Origin of the sequence: Modestobacter sp. L9-4, from assembly GCF_019112525.1 — a bacterium.
Taxonomy (GTDB): domain Bacteria; phylum Actinomycetota; class Actinomycetes; order Mycobacteriales; family Geodermatophilaceae; genus Modestobacter.
On record NZ_CP077800.1, the window covers coordinates 935121 to 949465 of the forward strand.

12 protein-coding genes are annotated in these 14345 nt (G+C 76.1%); 7 read left to right on the forward strand and 5 right to left on the reverse strand.

Annotated features, from left to right (window positions below; all coding sequences use genetic code 11):
- Positions 1-11: 11 nt before the first annotated feature.
- Complete coding sequence (locus KUM42_RS04345) at positions 12-2369, reverse strand: SpoIIE family protein phosphatase (protein ID WP_237495261.1); 2358 nt, start codon at positions 2367-2369, stop codon at positions 12-14.
- Between the two features lie 77 nt (positions 2370-2446).
- Positions 2447-3304, reverse strand: a complete 858-nt coding sequence (locus tag KUM42_RS04350) for an SDR family NAD(P)-dependent oxidoreductase (RefSeq protein ID WP_237495263.1) — start codon at positions 3302-3304, stop codon at positions 2447-2449.
- Positions 3305-3485: 181 nt separating this feature from the next.
- Here KUM42_RS04350 and KUM42_RS04355 point away from each other — a divergent pair, with 181 nt between their 5' ends.
- Positions 3486-4337, forward strand: a complete 852-nt coding sequence (locus KUM42_RS04355) for a helix-turn-helix transcriptional regulator (RefSeq protein ID WP_237495265.1) — start codon at positions 3486-3488, stop codon at positions 4335-4337.
- A gap of 129 nt (positions 4338-4466) precedes the next feature.
- Positions 4467-5786 carry a cytochrome P450 gene (locus tag KUM42_RS04360; RefSeq protein WP_237495267.1) on the forward strand — a complete coding sequence of 440 codons (1320 nt, stop codon included), beginning with the start codon at positions 4467-4469 and terminating at the stop codon, positions 5784-5786.
- Positions 5787-5837: 51 nt separating this feature from the next.
- On the opposite strand, the gene KUM42_RS04365 is transcribed toward KUM42_RS04360, so the two are convergent.
- Positions 5838-6692 carry a helix-turn-helix domain-containing protein gene (locus tag KUM42_RS04365; RefSeq protein ID WP_237495268.1) on the reverse strand — a complete coding sequence of 285 codons (855 nt, stop codon included), beginning with the start codon at positions 6690-6692 and terminating at the stop codon, positions 5838-5840.
- 161 nt (positions 6693-6853) lie between these two features.
- Here KUM42_RS04365 and KUM42_RS04370 point away from each other — a divergent pair, with 161 nt between their 5' ends.
- A complete protein-coding gene (locus tag KUM42_RS04370; protein WP_237495270.1) occupies positions 6854-7060 on the forward strand; it encodes a 4-oxalocrotonate tautomerase family protein in 207 nt (68 codons plus the stop codon).
- A 37-nt stretch (positions 7061-7097) separates the two neighbouring features.
- On the opposite strand, the gene KUM42_RS04375 is transcribed toward KUM42_RS04370, so the two are convergent.
- The gene (locus tag KUM42_RS04375) at positions 7098-8414 is read right to left on the reverse strand and encodes an MFS transporter (RefSeq protein WP_237495271.1); all 1317 of its coding nucleotides are present in this window, start codon (positions 8412-8414) and stop codon (positions 7098-7100) included.
- A gap of 72 nt (positions 8415-8486) precedes the next feature.
- Here KUM42_RS04375 and KUM42_RS04380 point away from each other — a divergent pair, with 72 nt between their 5' ends.
- The 3 genes from KUM42_RS04380 (at position 8487) to KUM42_RS04390 (ending at position 12075) form a co-directional block, all read left to right on the forward strand.
- Positions 8487-9485: a GlxA family transcriptional regulator gene (locus tag KUM42_RS04380; protein WP_237495273.1), complete on the forward strand. Its 999-nt coding sequence runs from the start codon at positions 8487-8489 to the stop codon at positions 9483-9485.
- A gap of 226 nt (positions 9486-9711) precedes the next feature.
- Positions 9712-11400 (forward strand): DEAD/DEAH box helicase, encoded by a 1689-nt coding sequence (locus tag KUM42_RS04385; protein ID WP_237495275.1) that lies wholly within the window; start codon positions 9712-9714, stop codon positions 11398-11400.
- Positions 11401-11553: 153 nt separating this feature from the next.
- Positions 11554-12075 (forward strand): hypothetical protein, encoded by a 522-nt coding sequence (locus KUM42_RS04390; protein WP_237495277.1) that lies wholly within the window; start codon positions 11554-11556, stop codon positions 12073-12075.
- A gap of 32 nt (positions 12076-12107) precedes the next feature.
- On the opposite strand, the gene KUM42_RS04395 is transcribed toward KUM42_RS04390, so the two are convergent.
- Entirely contained in the window at positions 12108-12983 is an 876-nt protein-coding gene (locus tag KUM42_RS04395; RefSeq protein ID WP_370629337.1) for an alpha/beta fold hydrolase, read from the reverse strand.
- On the opposite strand from KUM42_RS04395, the gene KUM42_RS04400 reads away from it, so the two are divergent.
- A complete protein-coding gene (locus KUM42_RS04400) occupies positions 12874-14277 on the forward strand; it encodes an NAD(P)/FAD-dependent oxidoreductase (protein ID WP_237495278.1) in 1404 nt (467 codons plus the stop codon). The genes KUM42_RS04395 and KUM42_RS04400 overlap by 110 nt on opposite strands.
- The last annotated feature ends 68 nt before the right edge of the window (positions 14278-14345 follow it).

Here is a 14345-nt window from a genome sequence, read left to right on the forward strand (position 1 = left end):
CGGGCCACCGGTCAGCGCAGGGCGCTGTGGCCCTCGGGGAGCTGGACGGGGCCGGCCTCGGCGGGTCGCGGCCGGTCCTCCCGGTGCGCGCGGATGGCCAGCAGCGCCACGTCGTCGTCGACCCGGCCGGCCAGCTCACCGAGCACCCGGTCGCAGAGCTGCTCCAGCGGCAGCTGCCCGATCTCCTGCAGCAGCCCGACCAGCCACGCCTCGCCCTCGTCGAGCGGGACGCCGGGCCGCTCGATGAGGCCGTCGGTGTAGAGCAGGACCGTCGAGCCCGGCTGCAGCAGGTGCAGGTGGTCGGCCCGGCGGGCGCCCGGGTCGACGCCCAGCAGCAGGTCCGCGGGCCGCTCCAGCACCTCGACGCTGCCGTCGGGGCGCACCAGCAGGGGGGCGGGATGCCCGGCGTTGGACCAGCGCAGCACCCGGCCGCCGTCGACCTGCTCGACGGTGGCCAGGACCGCGGTGGCCAGCGTGCCGATGGCCAGGTCGCGCATCGCCAGGTCCAGGCCGCTGAGCACCTGCGCCGGGGTGCCCCCGCCGCTGTGCGCGACGCCGCGGAGCACGTTGCGCACCTGCGCCATCGCCGCGGCGGCGATGCTGTCGTGGCCGGTGACGTCGCCGATGACCAGCGCGGTGCGGCCGTCGGCGAGCACGAAGCTGTCGTACCAGTCGCCACCCACCTGGGCCTGGCGCGCCGCGGGGAGGTAGCGGACGGCGACCTGCAGGTGGTCGGGCTCGGGTGGTTCGGACAGCAGGCTGCGCTGCAGCGCCTCGACCGTGCCGGCCAGCGCGGCGAGGGCGGAGCGCTCGGAGGTCCGGGTCTCCAGCCGGTCCAGCGCCTGGGCGATCTGCGCGGCGAAGGCGACCGCGGTGCCGACCTGCTCGGGCAGGTGCGCCTGCGGCTGCGCCCAGCCGATCACGATCGACCCGACCAGCCGGCCGCCGGTCTCCAGCGGCAGCCCGAGCCAGGCCTCGCAGCCGGTCTCGGCGATGGCCCGGTCCATCTCGGCGGTCAGGGCGCGTGCCTCCGCGGCGTCGTGCAGCAGCACCGGACGCCGGGTCCGGGCGGCGACGCTGATCGGCAGCGGGCCGTCGAGCGGCACGAGCCCGAACGTCTGCTGGGCCGTCTCGCCCAGGCCCTCGGACAGCACCAGCCGGATCATCGCCGGGTCGCGGGGGTCGGTGACCGCGACGGCCCCGCCCTGCGCACCGAGGGCGGCCAGGCCCCGCTCCGCGACGGCGACCAGCTCGCCCAGCGTCTCGGCCCCGCCCAGCTCCAGGGCCAGCCCGGCCAGCGCGGACAGCTGCCGCGCGCTGCGCAGCTCGGCCTCACGGGTCTGGATGCGGTCCAGCGCCTGGCTGCACTGGGCGGCGAAGGCGGTGAGCAGCTCGACGTCCTCGGGCTGGAACGCCTGCGGCGCGTCGTAGGCGACGGTGAGCACGCCGATGTCGCGTTCGGTGGTGCGCAGCGGGAGGCTGGCGAAGGCGACGGCGCCGGTGGCCTCGACCACGCCCGCCATCTCGGGGGCGAAGGCCAGGCAGGCCTCCCGGTCGGGCAGCAGCACCGGGCGACCCGTGCGGGCGGCCACGCTCACCGGCAGCGGGCCGTCGACGGGCACCTCCGCGTAGGTGCGCTGGGTGGTCTCCCCGCCGAGCCCGTCGGACACCACGGAGCGCAGCAGGTCGCCGTCCCGCACCGCCACCGCGCCGCCCGGCGAGCCGACCAGGGCCAGCCCGCCCTCGGTGACGACGGTGACCAGCTCGTCGACGCTGCGGGCACCGGCCAGCCGGAGCGCGACGGCGGCCAGCGCGGCCAGCTGCCCGGCGCTGAGCGCCTCCGCGGCGCGCGCCGCGGCGAGCTCGGTGCTGCGGGCGAAGAGGTCGGACTCGACCTCCAGGATGCGGCGCTGCAGCACGGACAGGTCCACCCCGACCCGCTGCTGGTCGCGGACGAAGTCGGTGATGTCCTCGGCGCGCTGCAGGACGTAGGCGCACCGGCCCGCCCCGTCCAGGACCGGGGTGCTGATCAGGCTCCAGAACCGCTTGCTGAACCCGCCGGCACCGTCGGGGATGTCGTACTCCTGCAGCGGCATGGTGTCCGGCTGCAGGGTGTCGCGGGCCCGCTCGAAGGAGGCCTGCACCGCGCTGACCCCGCCGTCGGCCTGGGAGTCCGACGGGTTGCCGGGGAAGGCCTCGAACACCGGCCGGCCCACCAGCTCGGCCAGCGTGCGCCCGGTGGTGGCCAGGTAGGCGGCGTTGGCGCCGACGATGACCAGGTCAGGGGTCATGACCAGGTACGGCGTGGGCATCGCCTCGAAGACGGCGGCGAAGTCGATCGCCGCGCGCGCCACGTTCCCTGCCGTCACGGCCCCCGCCCGTCCCCACCCGGGGGCCGGGCGGCGTCGGACGATCCTAGCGACCGCCGGTGCCCGGCCTCCCCGGCTCAGCCCCGGGCCACCAGCAGCTCCGTCGCCCGCCACACCGCGGCGGCCGCGTCGGCGTCCAGGCCCGTGCGGGCGGGGCGGCGGACCACGGGGTGGCCCTTGACGCTGCCGAGGCCGTCGGGCCCGACGTAGGCGTTGCCGGGCACGTCCTGCGTGGCGGCGAACAGGGTCGGCAGGGCGCCGTGCTCGACGTCGTTCAGCAGCCGGCCGCCCAGCCGCAGCACCAGCTTCTGCCGGGAGTGGTCGACCAGCCCGGTGTGCGCGATCCCCGGGTGCGCCAGCACCGACCGCACCGCGCTGCCCGACGCGGTGAGCCGGCGCTGCAGCTCCAGCGAGGTCAGCACCTGGGCCAGCTTGGAGTCCCGGTAGGCCTGCAGCGGCGAGTAGCGCCGGGTGCGCCAGTCGAGGTCGGCGACGTCGAGCCGCCCCAGCCGGTGCAGCTGGCTGGTCACGGCGACGACCCGGTCGGTGACGTGCGGCAGCAGCAGCTGGGTCAGCAGGAAGGGCCCGGTGTGGTTGGTCGCCGTCTGCAGGTCCAGGCCGTCCGCCGTCCGGGCCGCCGGCACGTCCATGACGCCGGCGTTGTGCACGAGCACGTCCAGTGGGCCGGACCAGGCTGCGGCGAACTCGCGCACCGAGGTCAGGTCGGACACGTCCAGCCGTCGCAGCTCCACGTCGCCGGGCAGTGCCTCCACCGCCGGGCGCGCCCGCTCCGGGTCGCGCACCCCGACCACGACGGAGGCGCCGGCGCGCGCCAGCTCCCGGCTGGTGACCAGCCCGAGGCCGCGCGCCCCGCCGGTGACCACCACCGTCCGTCCGGTCAGGTCGGGCAGGTCGGCCGCCGTCCAGTTCGCCATTCCACGCTCCTCGTCGTCCGGGGCGGCCGTGCGCCGCTCCCGCCGACCCAGGAGACGGCCTGCGCGGGAGGGCAGGAAGGCAGCGCCCAGCCACTGACCAGCAGTCAGTGGTCCGGACCCCGCGCCGCCGGGACGATGGACGCAGACGACGGCCACGCGGCCGCCGCACCGAGGAGGAGCCGTGGCCGCACCGCTGGACCGGGAGGCGCTGGGTGCGTTCCTGCGCGCCCGCCGGGAGGCCCTGCAGCCGGGCGACGTGGGCCTGGGGCACCGCCCGCGGCGCCGCACCCCGGGGCTCCGGCGGGAGGACGTGGCGGAGCTGTGCGCCATGTCGGTCGACTACGTGGCCCGCCTGGAGCGCGGTGACGGACCGCAGCCCTCACCCCAGATGGCCGCGGCGCTGGCCCGCGGGCTGCGGCTGACGTCGGCCGAGCGCGACCACCTGTTCCTGCTCTGCGGGCACCGTCCGGCGCAGCGACCGGTGGGCGACCACGTCGGCCCGGGGCTGATGCGGGTCCTGGACCGGCTGCAGGACACCCCGGCCCAGGTGATCGGCCCGGTCGGCGAGACGCTGCTGCAGACCCCGCCGGCGGTGGCCCTGCTCGGCGACCAGACCCGGTTCACCGGCCCGGCCCGCAGCGCGGTGCACCGCTGGTTCACCGACCCGGCCGAGCGCGCGCGGTACCTCCCGGCCGACCACGACGTGACCGCGCGCTCCTACGTCGCCGGGCTGCGCGCCGCTGCGACCCGCGACGGGGCGTCCTCGGCTGCGGCCCGGCTGGCCGCCGACCTGCACGGGGTCAGCGCCGAGTTCGCCGCGGTGTGGGACCGGCAGGAGGTCGGGGTGCGCTGGAGCGGCGCGAAGCGGTTCGTGCACCCAGGACTCGGCCGGATCGACCTGTTCTGCCAGACGCTGCTGGACCCCGACGACGGGCAGACGCTGCTGGTCTTCACCGCCACACCCGGCACCGAGGACGCCGAGAAGCTGGCGCTGCTGACCGTGCTGGGGACCGACCACTTCCCGGTGGGCTGAGGCGCCCGCCCGGTCCGCGGCCACGTCCCGGACCGCCGGCCACGTCCGGCCGGGATCACCGTGTCCGCGCGGATGCCCCGGTGACCGGGCGGTCGTGACGATCGGTGCTCCGACCTCCAGGGAGCCGAGATGACGACCACCACCGCACCTCCCGTCCGGACCGCGCCCCGCTCGCGGCTGCCGCACCTCGTCCAGCGCGGGGCGACCCTGGTCGACCGCCGGGCCACCCTGACCGCCCTCCGGCGGCGGCACGGCGCCACCTTCGCGGTCCCGCTGCCGCTGCTGGGGGACGTGGTGGTCGTCAGCGACCCGGCCGACGTCCGCACCCTGTTCCGGTCCGGTCCGGACGTCGTGGACGCCCAGGACCCGAACCTGGGGCTGCTGCTGGGGACGGGGTCGCTGTTCGCCCAGCGCGGGGCCACGCACGCCGCCCGGCGGCGGCTGCTCGCCCCGCCGTTCCACGGCCGCCGGATCGCCACCCACGAGCAGATCGTGGTCGAGGCGACCGAGGCGGAGCTCGCCCAGCGCCCCCTGGGTGCGGCGTTCCCGGTGCTGCCCTCGACGATGCGGATCACCCTGGACGTGGTCCTGCGGGCGGTGTTCGGCGCCGAGGGCGAGGACCTGGACGAGCTGCGCGAGGTGCTGCCCCGCTGGGTCGAGCTGGGCTCACGGTTGTTCGTCCTCCCGGTGCCCCGGTGGGACCTCGGCGGTCGCGCACCGTGGGGTCGGCTGCGGGTGTTCCGCGAGCGCTACGAGGCGGTGCTCGACCGGCTCGTCGCGCGCGCGGCCGAGGACCCCGGCTCCCGCACCGACGTCCTGTCGATGCTGCTGCAGAGCCGGTACGAGGACGGCTCGGCGATGTCCCGGTCCGAGCTGGGCGACCAGCTGCTCGCCGTGCTGGCCGCCGGGCACGAGACGACCGCCATCACGCTCGCCTGGGCCCTGGAGCGGCTGCGGCGGCACCCGGAGCTGCTCACGCGCCTCACCGCCGCGCTGGACGACGGCGACGACGCCCTGCTCGACACCCTGCTCGACGCCACGATCGCGGAGGTGCAGCGCACCCGACCCGTCGTCGGCCTCGTGCCGCGCCAGGTGACGGCTGCGTCCCTGGAGCTCGGCTCGGTCACCCTGCAGCGCGGCCAGACCTTGGTCGTCCCGGTCGAGCTCGTGCACGGCGACCCCACCGTCTTCCCCGACCCCGAGCGCTTCGACCCCGACCGCTTCCTGGGCTCGCGGCCCGTCGTCGGCGAGTGGGTCGCGTTCGGCGGGGGCTCACGCCGCTGCATCGGCGCGGCCTTCGCCCAGATGGAGATGCGCGTCGTGCTCCGGACCCTGCTCCGCCGCCACGTGCTGGTGCCGACGGACGCCCCCGACGAGCGGTGGCGCTTCCGCGGCGTCGCCTACGCCCCGGCCCGGGGCGGCGAGGTGGTGCTCCTGCCCCGCTCGTGACCGGGCTGCACGCCGCCACCTCCGCGCCGGTGACGGCAGGCGGCCCGCGGCTCAGCCGGGGGTCGAGCCCGCGTCGAGCTGCTGGCTGCCGATGACCGCCAGCAGCTCGAGCTGACCGGCCGCGGCGCTGCCCGGCGGTGCGGTGAAGAACAGCAGCCGTTGCCGGCCGTCCTCGCTGAACAGCCGCTGGCAGTCCAGCTCCAGCACGCCCAGCGCGGGGTGCACGATCCGCTTGTGCACCGACCGGCGGACGGCGACGTCCCCGGAGTCCCACAGCCCGGCGAACTCCGCGCTCGCCGCCCGCAGCCCGGACACCAGCGCCGCGGCCTCCTCGTCCCGGCCCCGGCGGGCGACCGCGGCGCGCAGGTCGGCGACGAACTCCGCGGAGCGCCGCGGGTGGTCCTCGACCGGGTAGAGCGCGCGGCTGGCCGGGTCGGTGAACCAGCGGTGCACGAAGCTCGCGGCCGGCCCACGCCGGACGGGCGGCTCGCCCAGCAGCGCCGCACCCAGCCGGTTCTGCGCGAGCGTCTGGTCCAGGTCGGTGACGACCCGTGCCGGGGTGGTGTCCAGCCGGTCGAGCAGCGCGAGCATCCCGGGCTGCACGTGGTCCGCGGCGTGCCCGGCGACCGGGGCGGGCTGCCCGGCCAGGTGGAAGAGGTGGTCGCGCTCGTCGGTGCCCAGGCGCAGCGCCCGGGCCAGCGCGGCCAGCATCTGCGCCGACGGGCGGGCACCGCTCCCCTGCTCCAGCTCGGTGTAGTACTCGACCGACGCCCCGGCCAGGGTGGCCACCTCGTCCCGGCGCAGTCCGGGCACCCGCCGCCGTGGACCGGTGGGCAGGCCGACGTCCGCCGGCCGGATGCGCGCCCGCCGGGAGGCCAGGAAGGCGCCGAGCTCTGCTGGGTCCACGGGTCCAGTGTCGTGGGAGCACCCGCGGCCCAGCCAGGGGTCGCCGTCCCCTGGGTGAGCAGTGGCTGGTTGCCCTCCCCCACCCCGCGGAGGGTGGGTACCGGCGCTGCGCCGAGCGCGGCCTCGTCCGACCACCCGCACGACCCACCGAGGAGACAGCCATGCCGTTCGCCAACCTGAAGGTCCCCGCCGACACCCTGACCCCGGAGTCGAAGAAGAAGCTGATCGACGCCGTCACCGAGGCCTACGCCGAGGTGTACGGCGAGCGGGCCCGGGCCACCACGCTCGTCCTGGTCGACGAGGTCGCCGAGGGCGGCTGGGGCCTGGGCGGCCACGTGCTGACCGCCGAGGTGCTCGGCCGCAGCTGACCCCCGGGCCGGCGGTGCACCCGCACCGCCGGCCTGGTCAGCCGTGCGCCTCCACGGCAGCGGCCGGCGTCGGGGTGACCGGCAGCGCCGTCGCCGGGTCCGCCGGGCGGCGGCGCACCGAGATCGACAGGCCCGCGGCCAGCACGCACAGCGCGGCGGCGCCGTACCAGGCGGCGTCGTAGGACCCGGTCGCCTCCCGGACCACGCCCGCGCCGAAGGCGGCCAGCGCCGCACCGATCTGGTGGCTGGCGAACACCCAGCCGAACACCACCGGTGCCCGGGCGCCGAAGTACTGCCGGCACAGCGCCAGCGTCGGCGGCACGGTGGCCACCCAGTCCAGCCCGTAGAAGACGATGAAGGCGAGCATCGAGGCCTGGATGTCGGTGCCGAACAGCTGCGGCAGCAGGAACAGCGACATCCCGCGCAGGCCGTAGTAGGCCAGCAGCAGCAGCCGCGGGTCGACCCGGTCGGTGAGCCAGCCGGAGAAGACGGTGCCGACGACGTCGAAGACGCCGACCAGCGCCAGCAGCCCGGCCGCGGTGGTCGCCGGCATCCCGTGGTCGTGCGCGGCGGGGATGAAGTGCGGCTGCACCAGGCCGTTGGTCGAGGCGCCGCAGATCATGAACCCGCCGGCCAGCAGCCAGAACGCCTTCGTCCGGACGGCCTCGGTGAGCCCGCGCAGCGCGGTGCGGCCGGGGTTGCCACGCACCGGGTCGACGTCGTCGGCCGCCGTCCCGCCGTAGGGGGTGACCCCCAGGTCGCGGGGCCGGTCGCGCAGCAGCCAGGCCACGAACGGGACGACGGCCAGCGCGGCGGCCGCCGTGCCGAGCGCGGCCGGACGCCAGCCGAGGTGGGCGTTGACCTGGGCGACCAGCGGCAGGAACACCAGCTGGCCGGTGGCGCCGGCGGCGGTGAGGATCCCGGAGACCAGCCCGCGGCGGGCGACGAACCAGCGGCCGGTGACCGTGGCGACCAGCGACATGGCCATCGACCCGGTGCCCAGCCCGACCAGCACGCCCCAGCACAGCAGCAGCTGCCAGCTGGCGGTCATGAACACCGTCAGCCCGCTGCCCAGCGCGGTGACCAGCAGCGCCGACACGACCACCCGCCGGATGCCGAAGCGCTCCATCAGCGCGGCGGCGAAGGGCGCGGTGAGCCCGTAGAGGGCCAGGTTGACCGCGACGGCGGCGGAGATCGTCGACAGCGACCAGCCGAACTCCTCGTGCAGCGGGTCGATGAGCACCCCGGGCACCGAGCGGAAGGCGGCTGCGCCGATCAGCGCCAGGAACGTCACCGCCGCCACCCACCAGGCGGGGTGGACGCGGTGGGTGCGGAGGGCGGTCGGGGTGCTCACGGCAGCGATCCTGGCGGTCGGGACGGCCTCGGAGCCAGTGGCCCGACGGCCAGCATGTGCAAGGATCGGGCCATGGCTGCTCCGGTGCCCCACGAGGTCGTCGTCCTGGTCCTGGACACGGTGGTCGCCTTCGAGGTGGGCCTGCCGCACGCCTTCCTCGGCGGGGCCGTCGACGCCGACGGCAACCCGCTGTACCGGGTGCGCACGGCCTCGCTGGACGGCGGGCCGGTGGCCACCAGCGCCGGCTACGCGGTGCTCCCCGACCACGACGCGAGCGTCCTGGCCACGGCCGGCACGGTGGTCGTGCCGGGCATCTACGGCGGGCCGCAGCTCGACGGCACGCTGGACCCGGCCGTGCGGGAGGCCCTGGTCGACGTGGCCGGCCGGGCCCGGCTGGCCAGCATCTGCACCGGTGCGTTCGCCCTGGCCGCCGCCGGGCTGCTCGACGACCGGCCGGCCACCACGCACTGGTGGCACGCCGAGGCGTTCGCGGCCCTGTTCCCCAGCGTGCGGCTGGACCCCGACGTCCTGTTCGTCGACGACGGCGACGTGCTGACCTCCGCCGGCAACGCCGCCGGCATCGACCTGATGCTGCACCTGGTGCGCCGCGACCACGGCAGCGCGGTGGCCAACGACGTCGCCCGCCGGCGGGTGGTCGCCCCCTGGCGCGACGGTGGCCAGTCGCAGTTCATCGACCGCCCCCTGCTGGCCACCGGCGACACCGGGACGGCAGCCACCCGGGCGTGGGCGACCGCCCGGCTGGGCGAGCCGCTGACCCTGGAACAGCTGGCCGCCCACGCGGCGATGAGCGTGCGCACGTTCACCCGGCGGTTCCGGCAGGAGACCGGCCTGAGCCCGCAGCGGTGGCTGACCCGGCAGCGGGTGGACCTGGCCCGGCGGCTGCTGGAGACCACCGACACCCCCGTCGAGCGGATCGCCGCCGACGCCGGCTTCGGCACCACCGCCTCGCTGCGCCAGCACCTGCACGCCGCGATCGGCGTCGCCCCGCTGGCCTACCGGCGCACGTTCCGCGGGGCCACGTCGGGTGACGGGACACCCACCCCGGTGTGACCAGTCCCTCTCGCGCCTGGGCCCGGAGGAAGATCAGGTCTGGCAGAGTGGGAGGCACCGGCGCCGCCCTCCGCTCATCCGAGAGCAGGTGGACTCGACGTCGGCGCGAGGCAGCGCCACCGAGGCGCGCCGGCGACCCGACGTCCGACCCGGAGCAGCGCGGCCCCTCAGTGGTGGCCCCGCGCCCGGGAGGCCGACGGGAGCCACCGGACTGTTGAGGACTCCCATGACCACCCCTGCCCAGGGCAGCGACGACCGACCCCGTCGCCGCGCCACCTCCCCCGCCTCCGCGCCCGCCGCGGACGCCGGGTCCCGCACCCCCCGCCCCGCCGCCCCGGCCGGTCCCGCCGCCGAGGGTGACGCGGCGCGCCGCCGCCGCGGTGGCCGCGGCCGCGGCACCGGCCCCCGCCCCGAGGGCCAGCAGTCCGCCCCCCGCGCGGAGGAGCAGGTGCCCGTGGCCCCGCTCGTGCCGGTGGGCGCCGACGCCACCGTGCTGCCCACCGACGCCACCTTCGCCGGCCTCGGCGTCCCGGCCCCGCTGGTCGAGGTGCTCACCGCCAGCGGCATCACCGCGCCGTTCCCGATCCAGGTCGCGACGCTGCCGGACACCCTCGCCGGCCGTGACGTGCTCGGCCGCGGGCGCACCGGCTCGGGCAAGACGCTGGCCTTCTCCATCCCGCTGGTCGCCCGGCTCGCCGCCTCCACCAGCAGGCGCCAGCCCAAGCGGCCGCGCGCGCTGATCCTGGTGCCGACCCGCGAGCTGGCCAACCAGGTCAACGCCGTCGTGGACCCGATGGCCCGCGCGCTGGGCATGCGCTCCACCGTCGTGTTCGGTGGCGTGGGCCAGAACCCGCAGGTGCAGGCGCTCGCCGCCGGCGTCGACGTCCTCATCGCCTGCCCCGGCCGGCTCGAGGACCTCATCCAGCAGGGCCACTGCGACCTGGGTGCCGTCGAGATCACCATCCTCGACGAGGCCGACCACATGGCCGACCTGGGCTTCCTGCCCGGCGTCAAGCGCCTGCTCGACCGCACCCCGAAGGTCGGCCAGCGGCTGCTGTTCTCCGCCACCCTGGACAACGGCGTCGACGTGCTGATCAAGCGCTACCTGGACCGGCCCACCACGCACTCGGTCGACCCGGCCGTCGCGCCGGTCTCGACGATGACCCACCACGTGTTCCGGGTCGACGCCGCCGACAAGCCGCAGATCGTCCAGGAGCTGGCCTCCGGCCTGGGCCGCACGGTGATGTTCACCCGCACCAAGCACCAGGCCAAGAAGCTGGCCAAGCAGCTCACCGCCGCCGGCGTGCCCGCGGTCGACCTGCACGGCAACCTCAGCCAGAACGCCCGCGAGCGCAACCTCGAGGCGTTCAGCAACGGCGAGACCCGGGTGCTGTGCGCCACCGACATCGCCGCCCGCGGCATCCACGTCGACGACGTCGCGATCGTCGTCCACGTCGACCCGCCGGCCGAGCACAAGGCCTACCTGCACCGCTCGGGCCGCACCGCCCGCGCCGGTGCCGGCGGCATCGTCGTCACCATCGCCACGCCCGACCAGGCCGGTGAGGTGCGCACCCTGGCCCGCCAGGCCGGCATCACCCCCGACGTGTCGGCGATCAAGCCCGGCGCCCGGGAGATCACCGCGCTGACCGGCCCGGCCGCGCCCTACGTCGAGCCGGCCCCGGTGGCCGAGCCGCAGCCGCAGGGCGCCGGTGGTGGCGCCAACGGCGGCCGCCGCCGTCGCAGCGGCGGGGGCGCGGGCAGCACCGCGGGTGCCTCGTCGTCCGCCGGCGGCCGCAGTGGGTCCGGCGGCCAGGCACGCTCCGGCGGCCCGGCCCGCACCCGGGCCGAGCTGGCCGCGCGCGCGGGGCAGGCGCCGTCGGGTGCCGGCCGCGGGCGCGGACGCACCGGCCGCTGACCTCGCACCGACCCGCACGGGCCGGTGGCGGTCGTCCTCGACGGACGGCCGCCACCGGCCCGTGCCCGTCCGGGGGATCCCCGGTCGCGGGGACGCCCCGGGGGCGACCATGATGTTGAGCGTTCCAGCATCCCCGTCGCCAGTGAGGTCCCCATGCGTCTGCCCATCACCCCCAGCGAGATCGCGCCCCGCATCGCCACCGGCGCCTTCATCCTGAACTCCGGCCTCGGCAAGCGGAACGCGGACGAGGGCACCGCCGCCGGCCTGCACGGCTTCGCCGCCGGCACCTACCCCTTCCTGGGCAAGGTGCCGCCGAAGACCTTCGCCAAGGTGCTCTCGACCAGCGAGATCGTCATCGGCACGGCGCTGCTGACCCCCTTCGTGCCCGCCGCCGTCGCCGGTGCCGCGCTGACCGGGCTGTCCGTCGGCCTGCTCGGGCTCTACCTGCGCACCCCGGGCATGACCAAGCCCGGCCGCAGCGTCGCCCCCACCCAGGAGGGGCTGACCATCGCCAAGGACGTGTGGATGCTCGGCACCGGCCTGGGCCTGGTCACCCAGGGCCTCACCAGCAAGGACGCCGGGATCACGCTCGGCAGCTCCACCCCCCGCGAGCAGCGCGCCAAGGCCCGCCGGAAGGCCGCGAAGAAGGCCGCCAAGGCCGCCGCCGGCTCCTGAGGGACCCCGGGCTCCGGGCTCGTCCCCCAGCGCTACATCAGCTCGCGGACCAGCGCCGCGATCTCGTCCGGCCGGGTGTGGGGCGTCATGTGCCCCGCACCCGGCAGCTCGACCAGCCGTCCCTGCGGCGCCGAGCCGGCCAGGTGCGCCGCCCAGTCGTGCGGGCACAGCGCGTCCCGCGACCCGCGGACGACGACCACCGGCACCCCCACCCGGCGCAGCCGCTCGTCGATCGCGTCCACCGACGTGCGGCGCCAGAGCCGGACCATCGCCGGCGGTCCGGTGCGCAGCCACTGCACCGCGATCTGCGGGGCCTGGCGCCACGGCTCCCCCGCCGCCGTCCGCAGCCACCGACCGGCCAGCACCCGCAGGCGCCGCATCCGCGGGTCGGCGCTGGGGCCGAGCAGCAGGACGGCGACCACGCGCGGGTCCCGCTCGGCGACCGCGGCGACCACCGGGCAGCCCTGCGAGTGACCGACCAGCACCACCGGACCCGGCCCGAGCGCGGCCTGCACCCGGGCGGCCAGCTCGGCCACCGGCCCGGCGCGGCCCGACCGTCCCGCGCCCGGCAGCAGCACGACACGCCCGCCGACCAGCCGCCGGACCCGGGCAGAGGAGAGTGCCCCCAGACCGAGTCCGGGGACCCACACGGGTGTGGGAACACCGTTCGCCTCCAGGCTGCTGACCTGGATGCCGACTGTGTGAGGGACGACGCCGCCCCTCGCACCGGAGGGCGGCCGCGCGAACGAGCGCAGTAGTGGGAGGATGACAGTCATCATGACGACATCAGGAGGCAGCGTGACCACCGCAACCCAGTCCACCGGACGGCGGCCCCGGGTGGTCATCGTCGGCTCCGGCTTCGGTGGCCTCTTCGCAGCCAAGCAGCTGAAGAAGGCCCCGGTCGACATCACCCTCGTGGCCAAGACCACCCACCACCTCTTCCAGCCGCTGCTCTACCAGGTGGCGACCGGCATCCTCTCCGAGGGCGAGATCGCCCCCGCCACCCGGGAGATCCTGCGCGACCAGGACAACGCCCGCGTGGTGCTCGGTGAGGTCACCGACATCGACCTGACCGCCCGCACGGTCACCTCGGTCGTGCTGGGCCGCACCAGCGTCCACGAGTACGACGAGCTGATCGTCGCCGCGGGTGCCGGGCAGTCCTACTTCGGCAACGACCAGTTCGCCGAGTTCGCCCCGGGCATGAAGAGCATCGACGACGCCCTGGAGCTGCGCGGTCGCATCTTCGGCGCCTTCGAGCTGGCCGAGCTGGCCACCGCCCCGGAGGAGATCGACCGGCTGCTGACCTTCGTCGTCGTCGGCGCCGGCCCCACCGGTGTCGAGATGGCCGGGCAGATCGCCGAGCTCGCCCGCCGCACGCTGCGCAAGGACTTCCGGCACATCGACCCGACCAGCGCCCGGGTGATCCTGCTCGACGCCGCGCCGAAGGTGCTGCCCCCGTTCGTCGACAAGCTGGGCCAGGCCGCGGCCAAGAAGCTCAACTCGATCGGCGTGGAGATCCAGCTCGGCGCGATGGTCACCAACGTCGACGCCGACGGCATCGTCCTGAAGGACAAGGACGGCCACGAGCGCCGCATCCACTCGGCCACCAAGATCTGGGCCGCCGGCGTGCAGGCCAGCCCGCTGGGCAAGCGGCTCGGCGAGCAGTCCGGTGCCGAGGTCGACCGCGCCGGGCGCATCTCGGTGCAGCCCGACCTGACCCTGCCCGGTCACCCCGAGGTGCACGTGGTCGGCGACATGATGTCGCTCAACCGCCTCCCCGGTGTCGCGCAGGTCGCCATCCAGGGCGGCAAGTTCGCCGCGGCCGCCGTCAAGGCCCGCGCCGCCGGCCGCCCCACGGCGAAGGAGTTCCACTACTTCGACAAGGGCAGCATGGCCACCATCTCCCGCTTCGACGCGGTGGCCGACACCTGGAAGTTCCAGTTCAGCGGCTTCCCGGCCTGGGTGCTCTGGCTGGCCGTGCACGTCATGTACCAGGTGGGCTTCAAGAACCGGTTCAACACGGTCTTCCACTGGGCGGTCAGCTTCCTGGGCCGCGGTCGCTCGCAGCGCACCGCCACCCAGCAGCAGGTCTACGGCCGCCTCGCCCTGGAGGAGCTCGGCTCGGACTTCGAGGTCTCGAAGACCGGCGGCCGGCACCACTACGGCGAGAAGGTCGACGTCACCGGGCGCGAGTCCGCCTGACGTCCCGCTCCACCCGACGGCCCGGTCCCCGCACCTGCGGGGGCCGGGCCGTCGTGCGTCCGGCCGTC